Source organism: Marinilabiliales bacterium (assembly GCA_007695015.1).
In the GTDB taxonomy this organism is placed as follows: Bacteria; Bacteroidota; Bacteroidia; order Bacteroidales; family PUMT01; genus PXAP01.
In genome coordinates this window covers 25465-47273 of sequence record REEN01000019.1, presented here as the reverse complement: position 1 = coordinate 47273, position 21809 = coordinate 25465, and the positions used below count along the sequence as shown (strand labels likewise).

Here is a 21809-nt window from a genome sequence, read left to right as displayed (position 1 = left end):
ACCAGGTTGTTCTGCTGGAGGTACTCCAGGTATTCCCTGAGCTGATCTGACGCGTAGGGCATTATCGCCCTGATGAACTCTGCGGGTTCGGGGTATAATGTTTCGGGCGCCGGCATTGCCATTATTCCGAAGACCTCACCGGGATCGTACCCGTATTCTTCCGCGCTTTCCGTTATCATCCTGAGCAGTTCCTCAATGGTTCCGGGTACTTTGTCTTCGGCCTGAAGGTACTCCAGGAATGTTCTCAGTTCATCGGATGCTTGAGGCATTATCGAAATGATAAAATCATCAGGAGTGTCATGGATCAGCTGCTGTCTCTCAGCCTCCAGTGATATTTTCTCCAAAAGGCGATCATCTATTAATACCGGAGGATCATAATTTATTACAACCTCTTCTGTAATCACATTACCATCACGGTCGGTATATATAAAACGGAGTATGTTCTCTCCGGGCAGCGGATCGTAATCGTAGTTAAACCTTCTCCTTTGTACAGTGAGAGTGTCTTTTCCAATAAGCTCTCCATCAAGGTACTTTTCAACCTCAAGGAGGGTGCCCCTTTCAAGCCGCATGCCAATTCTTACTCTTTCTTCGTCTGTTATATCGTACTGGTGCTGTTCAATACCCAGGGTTGCCGGAGGGAGTAAATACTCGGGGATTATGATGCTGTCGGTTATAACCTGTTCTATCCCGGGTATTTCCGGCTCTGTTCTCTCGAGCAAAGCGTCAACGGTTATCTCTGATTCAGGATGTTCTGTTGGCAAGATGAGTGGTTGTGTCAAAAGTTCATGCCCATCTTCACTGAAGATCAGGTCCCATTCGCCGGCTTCAATTTCTATTTCATATTCTCCTGTAATCTGGTGTGGCCTGACAGAACGGACAATTTCGCCTGTTTTCCGGTCTGCTATGCTTATTCTGGCTCCCGGACCTGTTTGTAATCCGTCTTTTCTTCCCATTATTCCTGTAAGCTGGAATTTTCGTGGGTGGGTTTCGGAAAATATCTCATACATATATATATCTGTGCCCCCAAAACCTTCATCATCAAATTTGGCTACGAAAGCATATATTCCGTTCTTAACCGGGTTGAAGAACAGGTCATCATCAGGAGTGCTGATACCATAACCGGCGTTGACGGGTATGGACCATGATCCGTCTTCCAGCCGTGCGGAGTAGAACACATCGTAACCACCTATATTGTGGTGTCCTAATGAGCTGAAATACAAAGTGCTGTTATCTTCGGTAATGAACGGGGTGTCCTCATTGTAGGGTGTATTGATATCAGGTCCCAGGTTGACTGCCGGACCCCAGTTCCCTCCAGGCTTTCTTTCAGAGTAATATATGTCGAGGCCGCCATAACCGCCCGGACGGTTACTGGTAAAATAAAGTGTACTACCATCTTTTGAAATGCTGGCGTGCGATTCCCAGTACCTGGTGTTTATGTTTTCATTTAGTTTCCTTATCGGGCTCCACCGGTCATTTGCATAATTGCTTACATAAATATTCCCTACATAATCGTCTGACTTGTAAAAATAAAGTTCCTTGCCGTCATAGGAGAGAGCCACAGGATAGCAGTCGCCGTCACTGCCTATCTGCGGTGTGATCTCCATTGGCCATGACCATTCGCCCTCCTCATCCTTAACTGAAAAGAATACCCCGTCATAGAAGGGGAGTTCACGGGTAAAGACAAGGACGCTTTTGTCTCCTGAAACGACCGGGTTTGTTTCAGAGAACCTTGTATTGATTCTTTCACCCAGATTTTCTTCAAGGAAAAACACTGGATTTTTGACACTCACCATGGCATTTTTTGTTGCCTGGATATGTTCATCCACAATCTCAGCATTGTATACCGAGGGATTGAGTTTTTCCCTGAAATCATTGAACATTTCCAGGGCTTTTTCAAACTGGTAGTTAATATGGTATGCCTGTCCGAGCAGAAATATGGCGTCAAGCGGCGCTTCCCTGGTTCTGAACGTTGGTCTTCTGTCGCGGCTGTCGATAGCTGTAACAGCCTTTTCCAGGTATTCAATTGATCTTTCCTTTTCTCCCGGGATATTCAGATAACATGAACCAGCCCTGTAGCTCAGGAAGGCATTATCCGGGTCCTCCTTCAGCAATTCCAGGTACAGGGGCAATGCCTCATTGTACTCCTGAAACAGGTGGAAAGCCTCTGCCTCCAGGAACATCTCCTGTCTTCCGGTGTAGAGTTGAGAATAAATCTGTGCCCCGGCTTGGGCGGTAATCATCAATCCGGTTATAATCAGGGTGGTTAATCTACTGGCCATGTGTGCAGCATAAAACTTATAAAAATAATGGTCTCTCTTTGTAATTAAGTGGAAATATAAATACACATATTTTATAACCGGATTTACAGATCAGACTATAACTTCAACAAATTTAATAAAAATTTGGTAAGATATCATATTTTGTGGAGGCGGGATTTTTTCAGATATCCCTGTTGATATCAAAATTCTCAAGGTGCCGGGCAACCCTTTCAAGAAACATGCCCCCAAGCGCACCGTCAACCACCCTGTGGTCATAGGAGAGAGAAAGAGTCATTATATGCCGTATTGCTATTACATCGCCTTTTTCGGTCTCAAGTACTACAGGCCTCTTTTTGATCACTCCGGCACCAAGTATGGCGACTTCGGGCTGGTTAATTATTGGGGTTCCCGTGGTGTTCCCGAAGGTGCCGAAATTTGTTATGGTGAATGTGCCTCCTGAAATTTCTGAAGGATGGAGCTGTCTGTTTCGCGCCCTGCTGGCAAGATCGTTTACTGCCTTAACAAGGCCTATCAGGTTTTTCTCATCTGCGTTTTTTATTACCGGTACTACCAGGTTTCCTTCCGGCAGGGCAACAGCCATTCCAATGTTCACATTTTTCTTAACAATTATGTCTGAACCGTCGACAGATACATTGACCATTGGATAATCGCGAAGGGATCTGGCAACTGCTTCTATGAAAACGGGAGTGAAGGTGATTTTCTGATTTTCTCTTTCAAAAAAACGTTGCTTTACGGCCTCCCTCCAAAGGACCAGTTCTGTAACATCAGCGTCAATAAAAGAGGTTACATGCGGAGATACCCTTTTTGAAGTTACCATATGTTCTGCAATCAGCTTTCTTACCCGGTCCATCCCGATTACGCGGTCACCTTCAGAATTGAGTGGTGCAGATTTTTGTTGTCCGGGTTCAGGAACTTTATCTTCAAAGGTTTCTCCAGGGTCATTTCCCGATGGTTTTCCGGATGAGGTTATTTCATCATGTTCCGGTATCTGACTGTCCCGTTTCTCAAGATACCTGACCAGATCATTCCTGGTTATTCTTCCTGAATCAACATTGCCGGGTATTTTGTCAAGTTCCTGCAGTGTCAGGTTCTCCTTTTCTGCAATACTTCGAACCAGCGGAGTAATAAATTTCCCTGAGTTGGTATGATGAGGAATTTTTCCCGGAACGACTCCCCGATGTAAATTGGTTTGTTCCTTTCCCGGTTCTGTTTTCTGTATTAACGGAGATTCCCGGCCGGGTAATTTTTTACTGTCTGATGCATTTGGCCCGGATGTTTCCTGTATTCTCTCAACCTCCCTGTTAACATCTTCCGGATCTGTTTTTCCGGGTTCGGTTTCTGTTTCGATTATAGCAACCGGGGTGCCTATCTGAATGCTTGCACCCTCAGCGGCAAGGATTTTGGACACAACACCGGATACCGGTGAGGGTAGTTCTGAATCAACCTTGTCGGTTGCTATCTCAACAACAGGTTGGTCTTCTTCAACCTGGTCACCCTCAGCAACAAGCCAGCGGGTTATTGTAGCCTCTATTATCCCTTCACCCATTGAGGGCAAAACTATTTCAATATTTGCCATGACCGTTAATGTTACAGGTTATTCAACACATATAGTGTTTATTTGTTTAAGGTCAGGGGAAAAATGACCTGTGCTTCTGTTTCCGCTTGTTAACTGCATGGACAAATGATCTTACAATTATTGTGCCTGCAAGGCCCCATAATGCCAGGGGGATAATGGTAGCCAGCTTGAAGTACCAGTCAGCGTTGAGCATGGCATATACAAGAAGGATAGCCAGACTTCCATAAAAGATACCCCTGATTCCTCCCCCAATTGTGACTGGACTTTTATAACCTCCCGACAGCATTATTGAGCTTATCCAGATTATAATAAGTGCAGGAACAAGTATTAGAGGGTTTTCGTCGGGATAACCGGCACCCCATGATCCGGTAAGCTCACGAATTCCGGGTTCAATGACAATGTACCCGGCATAAATGCAGGCAGAGTCTGCCAGTGGCATAGCTAGCTTACCGGCAACCCTTTTGATTATTGACAGACCGGCACGCGAATAGATGGCAATAAAAAGCAGGATGACAAGCAGCGAGGTTCCCGGAGCCCTGAAATGCTTCTTGGCATAGATTGCCATTGCACGGTAAAACACCAGTACGTAATTAATGCTGGATTTACGGGTACTTTCTCCTTTATAGTGAACTATTTTTGTTGCCGGATGATAATATATCTCATAATTGTTTTTCAAAAGCCTGCACGAGAGATCAATATCTTCACCGTACATGAAGAATGATTCGTCAAACCAGCCGGTTTTATCAAGAGCTTCTTTTCGTGCAAAAAAGAAGGCGCCCGTAAGTACCTCTATCCTGTGTGTTTTGTCCCTGTCAAGATGTCCGAAATAATATTTGCCAAATTTCTCAGATTTTGGGAACAGGGCTGCGAGCCCGCTGATTTTGTAGAAGGCAACCAGTGGTGTGGGAACGGCCCTTTTTGATTCGGGAAGATACCTGCCCGCCCCGTCAACCATTTTTACACCCATTGCCCCTGCTGAAGGTTTTGCATCCATAAAACCGACACATATTCGTAATGTGTCCTGCTCTACGAGTGTGTCAGGATTCAGAAACAGCACATATTCACCGCTTGCCTGTTCCAGCGCCTGATTATTTGCTTTTGAGAATCCGTAATTAGTCTGATTGGCTATAAGCTTTACCTGGGGGAACTTCTCCGCAACCATACCTGCCGAATTATCGGCAGAATTATTGTCAACTACAAAAACCTCTGATTCCAATCCTTCAGCGGCAGCAAATACCGACCTGAGACAGGCCTCCAGCAGGTTTTTCACGTTGTAGCTTACGATGATCACAGAAAGTCTCATCCCTTCTGACCGGGTTATCTTAATTAGCACTAAATGTATTGTAAAGGCAGGTTGTCAGCATAGCTAAAGGTTCTTTCTTATGGCTCTTGCAAGTCTCTTTATCCCTTCAACATTCATCTCTTTTGAGGGAAATGAGAAGTTCAGCCTCATAGTATTCCGGCCGCTTCCGTCACAATAAAAAACATGTCCCAGGACAAAAGCCACTTTCTCTTCAATAGCCTGCATGAAGAGCTTTTCGGAATCCATATGTGCAGGCAGTGTAACAAAAAGAAAGAGACCGCCCTCCGGTTCAGTCCATGACACACCTTCCGGCATGTGCTCTTTCAGAGCTTCAAGCATTGTGTCCCGTTTTTCCCGGTACATATCTTTTATTTTCTCAATATGCCTGTCAAAGATGCCGGTTTCCAGATATCTTGCAGCTATCTTTTGCACAAATGGTGATGTGCAAAGGTCGGCAGTCTGTTTGGCTGTTACCAGCTTGTCTATAATTGTCTCGTGAGCAATAACCCAGCCTATACGAAACCCGGGAGCAAGTATTTTCGAAAAGGTTCCCAGTGAAATGACCTGGCCGCTATTGTCAAGTGCGTAAATCATTTTCTGGTGTTCGCCTTCAAACCGTAGCTCCCTGTAGGGGCTGTCTTCAACTATCAGGACGTCATAGATCCTGGCGATATCGATTATCTCATTTCTCCTGGACTCAGGCATTGTTATGCCTGCCGGGTTCTGGAAATCGGGTATTGTATAGATGAACTTTGGTTTTTCTCCAAAGGCCTTCATTTTTTTAAGCTTCTCCTCCAGCATGTCTGCCCTCATTCCATGGCTGTCCAGCTTGACACCCTCCATCCTGGCACCATAGAAACCAAATGCACTGATGCCTCCGAGATATGATGGCAGTCCGCATATTATTTTGTCTCCCGGGTCAATAAAGATCTTTGGCAGCAGGTCAAGGGCCTGCTGGGAGGCGGTGGTTATCATAAGGTTTTCAAGTCCTATGTCAAGTCCCTGCTCCCTGTATCTTTCTACAAGAAGTTCCCTCAACCTGTTATCTCCCTCGGTTGTGCCGTATTGAAGAGCCATACTGGCATCGTCTGAATCAAAAAGTTCACAGACTATTTTCCTCAGGTGTTCTACCGGGAAAGATTCCGGCGATGGGAGTCCGCCGGCAAATGATATAATATCAGGTCTTTGTGTGAGCTTAAGTACCTCCCTTATGGCTGATTTCTTTTGTGAGCTGATCTGCCTGTTGAATACTTTATTCAGGTCGCTTACCATATTAGCGGGGATTAAGTGGAGAGGGATTAAAGTGCTTTTCTATTGTTGAAGGATGCTTCAAATATGGTTCTGTTTATTATAGAACGTCCAAGGGTGATCTCGTCGGCGTATTCAAGTTCATCGCCTATGGATACACCCCGGGCAATAGTTGATATTGTAACCGGGAACCGGCTAAGTTTCCTGTAAAGATAAAAATTTGTCGTGTCTCCTTCCATTGTTGTGCTGAGGGCAAGTATGACCTCTTTGATCCCGCCGCCTGCTGCTTTTTCTACAAGTGTGCCGATATTGAGATCCCCGGGGCCTGTGCCGTCCATCGGTGAGATTATTCCGCCAAGGACATGATATACTCCCGAATATTGTCTTGTATTCTCAACCGACATCACATCCCTGATGTTTTCAACAACACATATTATGCTGTGATCCCTGTTTTTGTCGGAACAGATGCTGCATATATGTGTGTCAGAAATATTGTGGCAGCCGGAACAATGCTTTATCTCTTTCCTTAGCTTTAGTATTGATTCGGAGAACCTTTCTACATCAGCTTTATCCTGTCTGAGCAGATGCAAAACAAGCCTGAGAGCGGTTTTTTTTCCAATACCCGGCAGGCTGGCAAACTCTGATGTTGCCGCCTCAAGAAGTTTTGATGGATAGTTATCGGGACTCACTTTTTTGTCACAAAATTAATACCTATTCGCTCCATTAACAAACATAAATCTTTTATTCAGGATTGCAAACAGATGTTGCATAACTGCATTTATTATTTTTTAATTATTCTTGCAGTCTGATTTTTTAGGCGTATTATTATTTTATGGCGATGTCACCTTTTATTGTACTGTCTATTGTATTGGCTTATTTCCTTGTTCTGATAGTTATCTCCTGGATCACAGGCAGGGATCAGGGAAATTCTGCATTCTACCTCGGCAACAGGCAATCTCCCTGGTTTGTGGTCGCTTTCGGAATGATAGGTGCCACACTTTCGGGGGTTACTTTCATTTCAATACCGGGATGGGTTGGCGAAAGCAGTTTTTCATACATGCAGATGGTATTCGGGTATGTTTTTGGCTACTACATAATAGCTAATGTGCTGATGCCTTTATATTACCGGATGAATCTGACAACCATCTACACCTACCTGGAAGACAGATTTGGTTTTTATTCTTATAAAACCGGGGCAATGTTCTTTCTGGTTTCCCGGCTGGTAGGGGCCTCGTTAAGGGTATTCCTGATGGCAGGTGTATTACAGATAACGGTTTTTGATGCATGGGGGATCCCTTTTTACGCGACAGTATTGGTTACTGTTCTCTTTATATGGCTTTATACATTCAGGGGCGGGATAGGGACAATCATATGGACAGATACATTGCAGACACTTTTCATGCTCATTGCCGCAGGAGCTACGGTATGGACTATCTCAGGGGAACTCGGACTTGGCCTCCGGGGTGTTTTCGGGGTTATTGGTGAAAGTGACTGGTCAAGGGTCTTTTATTTCGATGACTGGAGAGACGGCCGGTTTTTTTTGAAGCAGTTTGTTGGAGGTATTTTCATTGCAATTGTTATGACCGGGCTTGACCAGGATATGATGCAAAAAAACCTGAGCTGTAAAAATATCAGGGAAGCCAGGAAAAACATGTATTGGTTCAGCATCACACTGGTTCCCGTTAAACTGCTTTTGCTTTGTCTGGGAGCTTTGCTTCTCATATTTGCAACACAGACAGGAATTCCGCTGCCTGATAGGGCCGATGACATCTTCCCTGTTATCGCTACGCAGGGTTATCTGCCATCTTTTATCGGGGTGTTTTTTATTGTAGGGGTGGTTGCTGCTACCTATTCGAGTGCAGATTCCACCCTTACTGCATTGACCACCTCATTTATTCTCGATATCCTCGGAAGGGGAAGGGTCACCCGGCCAGCCTCTGTAAGGAACCGGAAACTTGTGCATGCCCTCATGGCGCTGCTTCTTGGTGGGCTCATAATGGTTTTCAGGGCCCTGAATGATCAGAGTGTAATAAGCGCTGTCCTCACCCTGGCAGGATATACATACGGGCCTCTTCTCGGACTGTATGCATTCGGGATCTTTACAAAGATCAGGGTAAGAGACAGGCTGGTGCCTCTTGTGGCAATCCTCTCACCGGCATTGACATGGCTTCTTGATGCACGGTCGGAGCAACTTTTTGCAGGGTACCGTTTCGGGTATGAGATTGTGGTGGTAAACGGCTTGATAATGTTCTTCGGGCTCTGGCTTTTAAGAAGGCCGTCTGCCGGGTGATTTTCATTCGTATAAAGTATAGTTAGCAAATTGTTCCACAATGTGTTACAAATTCATGATTCGGATAATCTGCTTTTCAATCCATGGAACCCCCATGCTTTGTTCATGTTATTTTGTGTGCGTCAGCACATGGGGCTTTCATTCGTATAAAGAAGAAGGCCGCCTCCCTTTTAGCCTGCAGGGAGGCAGCCTTTATACGGACTGTTTCGTTGGCGAAATTGCCGACATTTATAATCCTCAGGCGGTCTGACGGATAATTACTGCTTCTTGTTAACCGAGTTGGTGCCCGCCTTTTTTTTCATCCTCTCCAGCAATTCAGCCTCATCCTTTGTACTGCTGTGTCCGTATATTTCTTGCATGAGGTGGTCGTATTTCTCATAGACCACATTTCTTCTGAGTTTTAATGTGGGACTCAGTTCCCCTGAGATTGGTGTCCACTCCTCGTGAACCAGCCGGAATCTCTTTATCTGCTCTGTTACTCCGAGTTTGGCATTAATCTCGGTTATCTCTCGCTGGAATCTTGCCATGACATCAGGTACCCTGATAAGCTCTTCATTATCGCGGTAATTCACCTTATGTATTGAGCACCAGTTATGCAAGAACTCAAAATTGGGAACAATAATTGCCGAGACAAATTTTTCATTTTCGCCAACCACCATGGCCTGATCTATGAAAAGGGATTCTTTAATTTTGTTCTCAATTACCTGGGGCGCTATGTATTTACCGCTGGATGTTTTGAATATCTCTTTCTTCCTGTCGGTTATTTTCAGGAATTTGTTCTCTTCCATAACACCTATGTCGCCTGTATGGAACCAGCCATCCTTGTCTATTGCCTGTGCGGTCTGGTCGGGGTCCTTGTAATAACCCAGCATTATTCCGGGACCCTTAGCCAGTATCTCACCGTCTTCCGCTATCCTGATCTCGGTATTGTCAACCGGTGGGCCGACGGTACCAAACCTGACGTTGCCAGGTTCTTCAAAGTAGTTAACAGCCAGAACAGGAGAGGTCTCTGTCAGTCCGTAACCTTCAAGGACCGGGATGCCTGCAGCCCAGAATATACGGGCAAGACGTACCTGAATGGCCGCGCCACCCGTCATGATGAATTCTATTTTACCGCCAAGGGCCTGCTGCCACTTACTGAAAATCAGTTTGCGCGCAATTTTAAGACGGAAATTGTACCACCAGCTGTTACCTGTGTCCTGGTATTTAAGTCCGAGTGAAACCGCCCAGAAGAAGAGAGATTTCTTGATGCCCTTAAGATCTTTACCTTTCCCGATAATTTTGTCGTATACTCTTTCAAGCAATCTGGGTACCGTAACAAACAGGTTGACTTTAAGCTCTCTCAGGTTGTCGGCAATTGTTGCCATGCTTTCAGCATAGTATATACTGACTCCTTTATACTGGTAAATATAATTCACCATCCTTTCGTATATGTGACACAAAGGCAGAAAACTGAGTACGCGGAAGTCGCTGGTAATATTGAACCTGGGATCAACGGTCTTTACATTACTGACAATGTTATTATGTGACAGCATTACCCCCTTCGAAACCCCTGTTGTTCCGGATGTATAAATTATCGAGACCAATTCGCCGGGGTCAATGCTTTCCTTGACTTTAACAAGTTCATCACGGTACTTGTCAGCGTTTTGTTTGCCAAGTTCAATCAGCTCCAAAAAGTTTGGGGCCCCCTCCACCTCATTGAATGTATAAAACTTTTCAATTTCAGGGATGCTGTCAGCTATGGGTTTCAGCCTTGTGTAAAGTGACTTGTCGGATACGATAAGCATTCTTGCATCCGAATGGGTCAGTATATATTTGAATTCTTCGTCGCTGATTGTGGGATAGATTGGCACATGCACGGCTCCAACCGCTGACATTCCCATGTCGGCAAAGTTCCACTCGGGGCGGTTATTGGATATCGTGGCAATCTTGTCACCTTTTTTGAAGCCGAGGCTTAGAAGTCCGTATGAAACATTCCTGGCCAGTTCAGCATACTCGGCAATGGAGTATCTTCTCCATTCGCCTGATGTTTTAGAGGCGAGAGCATCCTGTTTATCGGGCCACTTTTCCTTAAATGCGTCTAAGATGTCAAATGTTCTGGTTACCTGCATGTTGATATGATTAGTGAATAATTGAGTTTAATCAAATATATTGCATTTTGTCTTAATAAAATCGACCGGGAATAGAAGTGGGTTCGAAAAATCAGTATTATGCCGGCCAATGACTTGTTTGCCAGGGTTTAAGTGCTTGCAATAAATTTGACCATATTTCGACCGTGGCAGACATTTTTTATACTGCCATTTGTTTTGGATATATTTGAACATATTTTTCCTGTGCCTGTTTTTAACTTTTAGAGGAAATAGACGATATTATTTAATTAAACCTTTTCTCATGATAAAATCGATAATCCTGATCATCGCCTTGTCATCAATCTTCCTTGGATTTGACAGGCATAAGCCGGCCTATGTCATATACAATGAGGAGGGCCGTGAGGTAAGTTACCGAAGGATGATGAGGGCGATCTCCGGTGCCGATATACTGCTGTTCGGAGAGCTGCACGACAATCCGATATCCCACTGGCTTCAATATGAGGTTACAAATGACCTTCATGGCGCCCTGGATGGCCGTATTATGCTCGCAGCAGAGATGTTTGAGGCTGACAACCAATTAATACTTGATGAGTATCTCCGGGGCCTTATATCGGAAAGCAGGTTTGAGGATGAGGCGAAGCTCTGGAGAAACTACAGAACCGATTACAAACCACTGGTTGAGTTTGCAAAGGAAAATTCAATTCCATTTATTGCTTCCAATATTCCACGCAGATATGCCAATATGGTTTTCCGTGGAGGTTTTGAGGCCCTTGAACAACTGGGGTCCCAGGCTCTTGGCTACATTGCTCCTCTTCCTGTTGAATATGATCCGGATCTTCCAGGGTACAGCGCTATGCTGGAGATGAGTGGCGGCGGTATGGGACATGCAGGGGAGAACCTGCCAAAGGCCCAGGCGATAAAGGATGCCACAATGGCCCACTTCATGCTTGAGAACCATGAGCCCGGAAGGTTGTTGATCCATTTTCACGGAACATACCATTCCGATAATTTTGAAGGGATATACTGGTACCTTACGCGCCGGGATCCCGGACTGAATATTGTGACTGTCTCGACAACCCTTCAGAAGGAAACAGGCACACTTGATGAAAGTGCCGAAGGCCGTGCGAACTTTATTATAGTGGTGCCGGAGACCATGACGCGGACATACTGAAGAGGTATCATTGCAGGCCTGAAGCTATCCTGGCCTGATGGGTGATCTCTTTTATAGCTTTGTCAAGACCTGCAGGATTTTTGCCCCCTGCGGTGGCGAAAAATGGTTGTCCCCCTCCGCCTCCTTGAATGTAGGGTGAGACCTGACGTATAAGTTCGTTAGCTTTAAGGTTTTTCTCCTTTACAATATTCTCAGCTAACATCACTGCCAGGTGTGCTTTTCCTGTAATTTCCGCGCCAAGCACCAGGAAAAGTCCGGGAACCTCCCCTTTTAACTGAAATGCGAGATCTTTGAGTGACGCGGGAGAATCTGCATCAACCATCCCGGCAATGATGGTTATATTGCCTTGTTTTTCAGCATTTTTAATCAGCAAGGACTTAAGTCCGGCAGCCTTGCCCTTGTTAAGCTCTTCAACCATTTTTTGAAGCCGGGCTTTTTCTTTGATAAGCTGCTCCAGGGTCTTTACAGGGTCGTCCGGACTTTTTAAAAGGGATTTAACCTGGTTCAGTTTGTTTAGATGATCGTTTACCCACTTTTCTGCCCTCGCACCGGTAACTGCTTCAATCCTTCTGATACCTGCTGCAATGGCCGATTCAGAAGTGATCTTGAACAGCCCTATCTGTCCGGTACGTTCAACATGGGTGCCTCCACACAATTCAATTGAGTTGCCGAAACGGATGGTGCGGACCTCGTTGCCATATTTTTCCCCGAAAAGGGAAATAGCACCTGATTTCTTTGCCTCGCTGAAAGGTATCCTGCGGTTTTCTTCCCTGGGTAAATTCTCCCTTATCCTGTAGTTTACCTCGTCTTCAATTTTGCTTTTATCCTGATCACTGAGTTTCTGGAAGTGTGAGAAGTCAAACCGGAGATAGTCATGGTGTACCAGGGATCCCTTCTGCTCCACGTGGTTACCCAGGATTTTCCTCAACGCATCGTGAAGGAGATGAGTGGCTGTATGGTTGTTGGCAGTAAGCTTTCTCCTGCGTTCGTCGACAATGGCCCTGAATGTACTTTCAGGGTCTGCGGGTAATTTATCGGTTATATGGATTATCAGCTCATTCTCTTTTATGGTGTTCAGTATTTTAATCTTCTCATCGTTGCCTGTGAGAAATCCGGTATCACCTATCTGTCCGCCGCTTTCTGCATAGAAAGGGGTTCGGTTGAAAACCAGATGGAAGAGGTTCCGTCCTTTTGATCTAATTGCCCGGTAGCGTGAAATCCTGGCCTCTGCCTCCACCTGGTCGTAACCGGTAAAATCGTTTTCGGTGGTTTTGTCCAGAATGATCCAGTCGCCTGCCTCAATCCTGGCATCCTGTCTTGACCGGTTTTTTTGTGCCGCCATCTCAGCATCAAATTGCTTTTTGTCAAATGAAAACCCTTTCTCCCGAAGGATCAGCTCTGTCAGGTCGGGAGGGAATCCATAGGTGTCATAAAGGATAAAGGCGTTTTTCCCGTTCAGGATATTTGAGGCTGAAGTTGCGGTCATCTGGTCAAGCATCTTTATACCGGTGTCCAGTGTCCGCAAAAAAGCGCTCTCCTCCTCTTCGATCACCTTTTCGATAAGGCCCTGCTGAGCTTTTAGTTCAGGGTATGCATCAGCCATTATGCTGACAAGTGCAGGGACAAGCTTGTAAATGAAAGGATCTGTCTGAGAAAGAAAACTGAATCCGTACCTTATGGCGCGTCTCAGGATTCGTCTTATCACATATCCGGCCTTATTGTTGGAGGGTATTTGCCCGTCAGCTATCGAAAAACAAAGGGTGCGCAGATGGTCTGCTATTACCCTCATGGCGGTGTCGGTTTTATCGCCCGATCCGTATTTAAAACCTGTAATTTCCGATATGTTTTTGATAAGTGGCTGAAAGAGATCTGTATCGTAGCTGGATTGTTTACCCTGTACCACCATGCTAAGCCTTTCAAACCCCATACCGGTGTCTACATGTTTTGCCGGAAGTGGTTCAAGGTTTCCGTTGGCTTTCCTGTTGTACTGGATGAATACCAGGTTCCAGATTTCAATTACCAGGGGGTGTTCGCGGTTGACGAGTTCTGAACCTGGCTGGGCCTTCCTCTCTTTCTCCGGGCGGATATCAATATGTATCTCAGAACAGGGTCCGCAAGGTCCTGTTTCTCCCATTTCCCAGAAATTGTCCTTTTTGCTTCCCGGCAAAATGCGGTCAGCCGGAAGATACTTTTTCCAGCATTCTCCGGCTTCTGTATCTTCTTCAAGGTTTTCTTCGCTGCTGCCTTCGAATATTGTTGCATACAGGCGATCAGAAGGAATATGTAACTCTCTGACGAGGAAATCGTATGCCCACCGTATGGCATCTTCTTTGAAATAATTGCCGAACGACCAGTTACCAAGCATCTCAAACATTGTGTGGTGGTAGGTGTCGTGACCAACCTCTTCAAGGTCATTATGTTTGCCGGAAACCCTAAGGCATTTCTGAGAATTGGCAACCCTGGGGTATTCAGGCTGCCTGGTGCCGAGGAAAAAGTCCTTGAACTGGTTCATTCCTGCATTAGTAAACATAAGGGTAGGGTCATCCTTTACAACGATGGGGGCGGAGGGAAGGATCCTGTGATCTTGTTTGCTGAAATAGTCCAGAAAAAGGGTGCGGAGATGGTTGGAATTCATAAAATGTTACTTTATAAAGAGATGGAATGTGTTATTTTGATCAATTTATATGTTATTTTTATTAAAAAACCTGTTGTAAAATTAGTTTATTTCAATTAGATTTGTTGGTTGGAATAGAAATTTCCGGTTATATTTTTCAAAATCAGCTCTATGGCAAAGGAAAAATTCAGGTTTAATCCCGAGACTTTACAGTATGACAGGATAAGTCATTCGTTCAGGGATAAATTCTTCAGCTTCTTTGCATATTTTTCTGCCAGTGTTGTTTTAGCGGTTCTTTATCTTCTTGTATTCAGCTATTTTTTTGATCTTCCAAGGGAAAAGGTGCTTAAGAGGGAGGTAAACCAGCTTAATCTGCAGTATGAGATCCTCAACAAGCAACTTGATCAGATAGGCTACGTACTGGATGATATTCAAAACAGGGACGACAATATCTACCGTATCGTTTTCAATGCCGACCCTATACCAAAATCGATAAGAACAGCCGGTTTTGGCGGTGTAAACCGATATACGGAACTTGAGGGTTACGAGAACAGCGATCTTATAATTGAGACAGCAAGAAGGATTGATATCCTGAAGAAGCAGCTCTATGTCCAGTCCATTTCATATGATGAGGTAATAGACCTGGCCTTGAACAAAGAAGATATGCTTGCAAGTATTCCTTCAATCCAGCCGGTTGCAATCAGGGATATCAGGAGAATCGGAGGTTATTGGGGCTGGAGAATTCACCCGATATATAAAATACGTATGTTCCATGAAGGGATGGACTTTACTGCTCCCAGGGGGACTGATGTATATGCAACCGGAAACGGCGTGGTTGCGCGTGTGATAAATGACAGGTCACGGAGGGGTTACGGTACTTTTGTCGACATTGATCATGGATACGGGTACCGGACAAGGTATGCTCACCTGGACAGGGTCCTGGTAAGGCGGGGGCAGGAAGTTAAACGGGGGGATGTTATCGGGCTTGTTGGAAATACCGGCGCATCAACAGCACCACATCTGCATTATGAGGTAATCAAGAATAACCGTCCTGTTGATCCCGTCAATTATTTCTACGGTGATCTCTCACCCGAGGAGTTTGATGCAATGATCGAGATGTCAATGCAAGGAGGTTCATTCATGGGTTATTAATTATTTTACCGTGCCCTACAAAGAAAAAAAAGTTGAAAAGCTCTATTACTCCATCGGCGAGATTGCTGATATGTTCAATGTGAACACCTCTCTTATCCGTTACTGGGAAAAGGAGTTCGATATTATAAAACCAAAGAAGAACAAGAAGGGTAACCGGTTTTTTACCATTGAAGACATAAATAATTTTTACCTTATTCATGAACTGGTTAAAGAGCGGGGAATGACCCTGAAGGGGGCCAAGAAGAAGATCAGGGAAAACAGGGAAAATACGGTAAAAAATTTCGAACTTGTAAGGATCCTTAAGGAGGTTAAAGGGATGCTCCTGGAAATAAAAGAAGGATTGTAAACCGGTTGGTTCCTGTGCTATTCCGGACTGTTTATGATTTAACCCCATGCCGCTTTATTATAATCCGGCAATATGCGCCAGGGTATTGCCGGAACCGTTAAGTGCCGGTCCCGTTCACTCAGTTACAACCATAAGAACTTATAATGAAGGTAAAGAAGGTAAAAGAAATATTAAGGGCTATTGAGGATTTTGCTCCCCTTCCTTTACAGGAATCGTATGACAATTCGGGGTTGCAGGTGGGCGAGGGGGAACAGGAAACCAGTGGTGTGCTTTTATGTCTTGATGTTACTGAAGAGGTGGTTGATGAAGCTGTCGCGAAAGGTGCAGGCATGATCGTATCCCATCACCCGCTCATTTTCGGCGGGATCAAGAAGCTGACCGGAGATACTACCACAGGCCGGATATTGCTGAAAGCTGTACGTAAAAACATAGCAATATATTCGGCCCACACGAATATTGACAGTGTATGGGGTGGGGTAAGCAGCCGGCTTGCCTCCAAAATAGGACTTGCAGAACAGCGTATTTTATCGCCTGTAAGCGGGATTTTAAGAAAACTGGTTGTATTTGTCCCTGTAAAAGATGCTCCGGCAGTACGGCAGGCAATCTTCAAAGCCGGTGCCGGTCAGATCGGCGATTATGACCAGTGCAGCTTCAATGTAACCGGGGAAGGTAGTTTCAGGGGGAGTGAGAATACCGATCCCTATGCCGGGAGGGCAGGCTCCCTGCATTTTGAAAAGGAGCTGAGAATTGAAACAATTTACCCGGAATATCTGGAAAAGCAGGTTGTTTCTGCGATGCTGGAGGCTCATCCCTACGAGGAGGTTGCCTACGATATTTACCATCTTGGTAACCGGTACGAAAGGGCAGGGATGGGGATTACCGGTAATCTTGCCGGGGCCATGAAACCCGGAGATTTTATGGCGATGCTTAAGGAAAACCTTAAATCAGCAGCTATAAGACATACTGCCTTTCCGGATAATGATATAAAAAAGGTCGCAGTGTGCGGCGGGAGCGGCAGTTCGCTTACCTATGCTGCACGGGCAGCAGGAGCAGATGTTTTTGTTTCCGGGGACTTTAAATACCACGATTTTTTCAAAGCTGATGGCATGATGATGATAGCTGACATCGGACATTATGAGAGCGAACAGTTTACTATGGAAATATTTCATGAGCTGATTACAAAAAAAATACCTAACTTTGCGGTTCATTTTTCAGAAATTAACACAAATCCCATTCATTACTGGCTATGACAACCGACACAAAAAAATCGCAGGAACAGGCAGAAAGAACAACAGAGGAAAAACTGAGGTTTCTTTATGAGTTACAGATGATTGATTCTGAGGTTGATAAAATCAAAATACTAAGGGGTGAACTGCCCCTTGAGGTACAGGATCTTGAAGATGAGTTAGAGGGACTTCAGACCAGGCTTGCAAATATTCTTGAGGAGATGAAGGAGATGGAAGCCTCGGTGCAGAATAAAAAGAATGAAATTGTTGATGCACAGGCCCTGATAAAGAAATACCAGGATCAGCAGATGAATGTGCGGAACAACCGGGAGTATGATTCATTGTCAAAGGAGATCGAATTCCAGACCCTTGAGATTGAGTTGTCGGAGAAGAGGATCAAGGAGTTTGCCCTGCAGCTTGAAGAGAAGAAACAGCTGGAAGCGGAAGCACGTCTGTTACTTGAAGAAAGGTCAAGAGATCTTGAAGATAAGAAGAATGAGCTTAACAGTATAATATCAGAAACGCAGAAGGAGGAGGAGGAGCTTAATGCCAGGTCTGATAAATTTGAGGATCTTATTGAACCAAGGCTTCTCACAGCCTACAAAAGGATAAGGAAAAATGCACGCAACGGACTGGCCGTTGTGACGGTTGAGAGGGATGCCTGCGGAGGATGCTTCAACAAGATACCCCCCCAAAGACAGCTTGATATAAGATCAAGAAAAAAGATCATTGTTTGCGAATATTGTGGGAGGATACTGGTAGACAGTGAGATAATGACCTCTGAAGCAGCTCCTGAATAAGAGCCGGCAGATGTTACGGCATAGGCACAACAATCATGTTGCAATGGAATAATCCCGAACTACTGTAATAGCATTGCGGTAATTTAATAAAACCGCACTTCATCCGATGGAGTGCGGTTTTTTTATGCTAATTTCGCTCGCAGGGAAAAAATAGCCTTATGACCAGTGAAGAGTTCAAAAAAATGATTCTTGAGGGCATACCAAAGGATCTGCCACCCGATCCGGTTTTTGATCCTGATGTAAACCACGCCCCTGCCAGAAAGATGATCCTCAGCGAAGGTGAAAAAAGGCTGGCAATCAGGAATGCCCTGAGGTATTTCCCGCCCCGCCACCACAACGTACTCGCTCAGGAGTTTGCCGGAGAGCTTGAAAAGTACGGCAGAATTTACATGTACCGTTTTATGCCCGCATATGAGATATCGGCGCGCTCAATTGACGATTATCCTCACAGATCAGTTCAGGCTGCTGCGATAATGCTGATGCTCAGCAATAACCTTGACAGGTCGGTTGCCCAGCATCCGCATGAGCTGATAACTTACGGCGGGAACGGTGCCGTTTTCCAGAACTGGGCTCAGTACCTTCTCACCATGCAGTACCTGGCGACTATGACAGATGATCAGACCCTGGTACTCTACTCGGGCCACCCTATGGGCCTGTTCCCATCACATCCTGAAGCGCCCAGGGTTGTCGTAACCAACGGGATGGTAATTCCCAACTATTCATCCAGGGAGGATTATGACAGGATGAATGCGCTGGGTGTCAGTCAGTACGGCCAGATGACAGCCGGCTCATTCATGTATATAGGCCCCCAGGGAATAGTGCATGGCACCGCGATAACAGTCTTGAATGCAGGCAGGCGTATCTCCGGAAATATGAAGGGTGACCTGCGGGGTAAAATATTCGTGACAAGTGGTCTTGGAGGTATGTCGGGTGCACAGCCAAAGGCAACAGTAATTGCCGGAGGGATCTGCCTTGTAGCCGAAGTGAATCCCAGGGCAACAGAAATCAGGCACTCCCAGGGATGGGTTGACGAGGTTTACGATGATCTTGACAGTGTCGTAAGTCGTGCCATGGACGCCAGAAAAAAAATGGAGTCTGTTTCCATTGCTTATCGCGGAAATGTAATTGACCTGCTTGAAAAGCTTGTGCAGGACAAGATCCCTGTTGAGATGGGATCAGATCAGACCTCGCTCCATAACCCCTGGTCGGGTGGATATTATCCGGCAGGCATAAGTTTTGAAGAGGCAAACGAACTTATGGTAACTGATCCCGGCAAATTCAGGGAGATGGTGCGTATTTCGCTCAGGCGCCATGTAGAGGCTGTCAATGCCCTGGTGCAAGAGGGAATGTATTTCTGGGATTACGGGAATGCCTTCCTGCTTGAGGCCGGGCGGGCTGGTGCCGATGTCTTTGACGCTTCTGGTAATTACCGGTATGCCTCGTATGTTCAGGATATTATGGGGCCGCTCTTTTTTGACTATGGTTTCGGGCCTTTCAGATGGGTTTGCACTTCATCACTTGCCAAAGACCTTGAGGAAACTGATGCGATTGCGGCCGGGGTGCTGGAAGATATTATCAGGTCGGCTCCTGCAGATATCATGACGCAGCTTGAAGACAATCTTTTATGGATAAAGGAGGCAGGCAAAAATAATCTCGTGGTAGGATCAAAAGCCAGAATTCTTTATGCAGATGCAACGGGCAGGATAAGAATTGCCTCAGCCTTCAATAGAGCGATCAGGGAGGGGAGAATATCGGCGCCGGTAGTTCTTGGCAGGGACCATCATGATGTTTCCGGAACAGATTCACCCTTCAGGGAGACCTCCCACATTTATGACGGTTCATCCTTTACAGCCGATATGGCGATACATAATGTTATTGGCGATGCATTCAGGGGTGCCACATGGGTCTCTCTTCACAACGGTGGCGGTGTAGGCTGGGGTGAGGTGATCAACGGTGGTTTCGGGATGGTGCTGGATGGCTCGCCTGAGGCTGACCGGCGTCTGGAAATGATGCTGCACTGGGATGTCAGTAACGGTATTGCCCGAAGATGCTGGGCAAGAAATGAGGGGGCCATGCATGCAATAAAGCGTGAAATGGAACAAAATCAGCTGCTCAGGGTCACAATGCCCAACCTGGTCAGTGATGACCTGCTTGACGGACTGCAGGGGTGATCAGTGATAAACGTTTATGATGATTAATCTGATAAGACCACAACAATGAGAATACGGGTATTGCCGGTGCTGGTATTAATTGCAGTGACCTTTGCCTCATGTGATGACGAAATTTTCGGCCCCCGCTCATTGGAAGGCACGTGGAGAGTTACGGAAGAGAGTGAAGCTTTCGGCAGTCAGACATTTTTGGTGGGCATTGACTATTACCCGGGCGATGACAGCAGGATAATCATCGGCAACTTTTCCAACCTTGATCTCCGGGCCGAGGTCATTGCAGATGTTGTCGGACTTTCGCTAACAATAGAGCATCAGACTGTTCAAAGCCGCGGAGGTACATTCCGGGTCAGCGGCAGCGGAGCGGCAACATCAAACATGCGAAGGATCAATTGGAACTACAGGGTTGACGGCGAGGATTATACAGCAGTTTTTAACAAGCAGTGAGATAACCAGGGGGGCTAATACCGGGGGAAGCCACCTCGATGACCGGTGAAATGAGCTGGATAAGGCCATGAACCTGTTTCTGTTCAGTACCTGTCGGCGTTCAGCATTATCAGTGTACAGTCTTCAAGAACCTCAATACCCTCTTTTCTGGCCATTTCCATGAACTCACTGTTTTCTGTGCCGGGGTTGAAAATTATCCTTGAAGGTTGCAATGAAAGAAGATAGGAATAGTAATCCTTTTGCCTGGCCGGGCCCACGTACATGGTTACGGTATGGATATCGTCCATATGGGGGCGGTCTGTAATGATATCAATCCCGCCTATTTCACCTTTTTTTATCCCCACCGGCACAACAGGTACATTGTACCTTTGAAGACTCTTTACCGCTTTGTATGAAAACCTTATCGGATTGGGACTTGCACCCAGCACCAACGTTTTTTTCTCTGTCATGTATATTATGTGTGTGAACTTATTAACGTGCGGCTAAAATAATTTTTTTTTGGCAAATGGCAATGATGGCTGCTAATTCTCTCATGGCCCGGGAGTGCCCATGCTTTTGGGGACAATTGTTGCAACAGCCCATGCTGCCACTCCCTCTTCCCTTCCTGCAAAACCAAGCCTTTCGGTTGTGGTTGCCTTGACCGAAACATTCTCCGGTCCGGCACCGGTTATATTTCCGATAACCTTCCTCATAGCGGTTATATAGTCCTTTATTTTGGGTTCCTGGAGTGTCACAACACAATCAATATTGCCTGTATGGTATCCCTTCTCTGAAACAAGATCAACGGTTTGGCTCAGCAGCAGTTTGCTGTCAATATCCTTATAGGTGTTGTCGTTATCGGGGAAATGGGTACCTATATCACCAAGTGAAGCTGCACCCAGCAATGCATCACAAACGGCATGGAGAAGTACGTCACCGTCTGAATGGGCAATGCATCCCTTTGAGTGCGGTATTGCAACTCCTCCTATTATAAGCCTTCTGCCTTCTTCCAGCTGGTGAACATCATATCCTAAGCCGCATCTTATATGCATGTCAGACAGAGTTTATCATTTTGCAGAAACTTTTTAAGGTAATGACATCAGCTCATTGATATTGCTTTCCT

At 45.6% G+C, this 21809-nt stretch carries 17 protein-coding genes; 8 read left to right on the top strand and 9 right to left on the bottom strand.

Translation table 11 applies throughout. From position 1 onward, the window contains the following. The 5 genes from EA408_00685 to recR all read right to left on the bottom strand — a co-directional run. The coding region (locus tag EA408_00685) for a hypothetical protein (GenBank protein ID TVR75275.1) at positions 1-2240 on the bottom strand (2240 nt) is incomplete at its 3' end. A 199-nt stretch (positions 2241-2439) separates the two neighbouring features. Further along, positions 2440-3855: a 2-oxo acid dehydrogenase subunit E2 gene (locus EA408_00680; protein ID TVR75274.1), complete on the bottom strand. Its 1416-nt coding sequence runs from the start codon at positions 3853-3855 to the stop codon at positions 2440-2442. A 52-nt stretch (positions 3856-3907) separates the two neighbouring features. Next, on the bottom strand, positions 3908-5158 hold the full coding sequence (locus EA408_00675; protein ID TVR75273.1) for a glycosyltransferase: 1251 nt from the start codon (positions 5156-5158) through the stop codon (positions 3908-3910). Between the two features lie 63 nt (positions 5159-5221). Next, on the bottom strand, positions 5222-6430 hold the full coding sequence (locus EA408_00670) for a PLP-dependent aminotransferase family protein (GenBank protein TVR75272.1): 1209 nt from the start codon (positions 6428-6430) through the stop codon (positions 5222-5224). Between the two features lie 26 nt (positions 6431-6456). Then, entirely contained in the window at positions 6457-7095 is a 639-nt protein-coding gene (recR, locus tag EA408_00665) for a recombination protein RecR (GenBank protein ID TVR75271.1), read from the bottom strand. A gap of 149 nt (positions 7096-7244) precedes the next feature. Here recR and EA408_00660 point away from each other — a divergent pair, with 149 nt between their 5' ends. After that, complete coding sequence (locus tag EA408_00660) at positions 7245-8696, top strand: sodium:solute symporter (GenBank protein ID TVR75270.1); 1452 nt, start codon at positions 7245-7247, stop codon at positions 8694-8696. Positions 8697-8953: 257 nt separating this feature from the next. On the opposite strand, the gene EA408_00655 is transcribed toward EA408_00660, so the two are convergent. Then, a complete protein-coding gene (locus EA408_00655) occupies positions 8954-10807 on the bottom strand; it encodes a long-chain fatty acid--CoA ligase (protein ID TVR75269.1) in 1854 nt (617 codons plus the stop codon). A gap of 280 nt (positions 10808-11087) precedes the next feature. Here EA408_00655 and EA408_00650 point away from each other — a divergent pair, with 280 nt between their 5' ends. After that, positions 11088-11957 carry an iron-regulated protein gene (locus tag EA408_00650; GenBank protein ID TVR75268.1) on the top strand — a complete coding sequence of 290 codons (870 nt, stop codon included), beginning with the start codon at positions 11088-11090 and terminating at the stop codon, positions 11955-11957. A 7-nt stretch (positions 11958-11964) separates the two neighbouring features. Here EA408_00650 and EA408_00645 read toward each other — a convergent pair whose 3' ends face one another. Then, on the bottom strand, positions 11965-14592 hold the full coding sequence (locus EA408_00645; protein ID TVR75267.1) for an alanine--tRNA ligase: 2628 nt from the start codon (positions 14590-14592) through the stop codon (positions 11965-11967). Positions 14593-14742: 150 nt separating this feature from the next. On the opposite strand from EA408_00645, the gene EA408_00640 reads away from it, so the two are divergent. The 6 genes from EA408_00640 to EA408_00615 all read left to right on the top strand — a co-directional run bounded on the left by EA408_00640 (position 14743) and on the right by EA408_00615 (position 20707). Further along, positions 14743-15723 carry a M23 family metallopeptidase gene (locus tag EA408_00640; protein ID TVR75266.1) on the top strand — a complete coding sequence of 327 codons (981 nt, stop codon included), beginning with the start codon at positions 14743-14745 and terminating at the stop codon, positions 15721-15723. Between the two features lie 10 nt (positions 15724-15733). Beyond that, positions 15734-16069, top strand: a complete 336-nt coding sequence (locus tag EA408_00635) for a MerR family transcriptional regulator (GenBank protein ID TVR75265.1) — start codon at positions 15734-15736, stop codon at positions 16067-16069. A 143-nt stretch (positions 16070-16212) separates the two neighbouring features. Further along, entirely contained in the window at positions 16213-17319 is a 1107-nt protein-coding gene (locus EA408_00630; protein TVR75264.1) for a Nif3-like dinuclear metal center hexameric protein, read from the top strand. Continuing rightward, positions 17316-18095 (top strand): hypothetical protein, encoded by a 780-nt coding sequence (locus EA408_00625; GenBank protein TVR75263.1) that lies wholly within the window; start codon positions 17316-17318, stop codon positions 18093-18095. Before EA408_00630 ends, EA408_00625 begins: the two co-directional genes overlap by 4 nt. 158 nt (positions 18096-18253) lie before the next feature. Further along, on the top strand, positions 18254-20266 hold the full coding sequence (locus tag EA408_00620; GenBank protein ID TVR75262.1) for a urocanate hydratase: 2013 nt from the start codon (positions 18254-18256) through the stop codon (positions 20264-20266). Positions 20267-20311: 45 nt separating this feature from the next. Further along, positions 20312-20707 carry a hypothetical protein gene (locus EA408_00615; GenBank protein TVR75261.1) on the top strand — a complete coding sequence of 132 codons (396 nt, stop codon included), beginning with the start codon at positions 20312-20314 and terminating at the stop codon, positions 20705-20707. Positions 20708-20790: 83 nt separating this feature from the next. Here EA408_00615 and EA408_00610 read toward each other — a convergent pair whose 3' ends face one another. Further along, positions 20791-21156 (bottom strand): CoA-binding protein, encoded by a 366-nt coding sequence (locus tag EA408_00610; protein ID TVR75260.1) that lies wholly within the window; start codon positions 21154-21156, stop codon positions 20791-20793. 81 nt (positions 21157-21237) lie between these two features. Then, positions 21238-21738 (bottom strand): 2-C-methyl-D-erythritol 2,4-cyclodiphosphate synthase, encoded by a 501-nt coding sequence (locus EA408_00605; GenBank protein ID TVR75259.1) that lies wholly within the window; start codon positions 21736-21738, stop codon positions 21238-21240. Positions 21739-21809 lie beyond the last annotated feature (71 nt).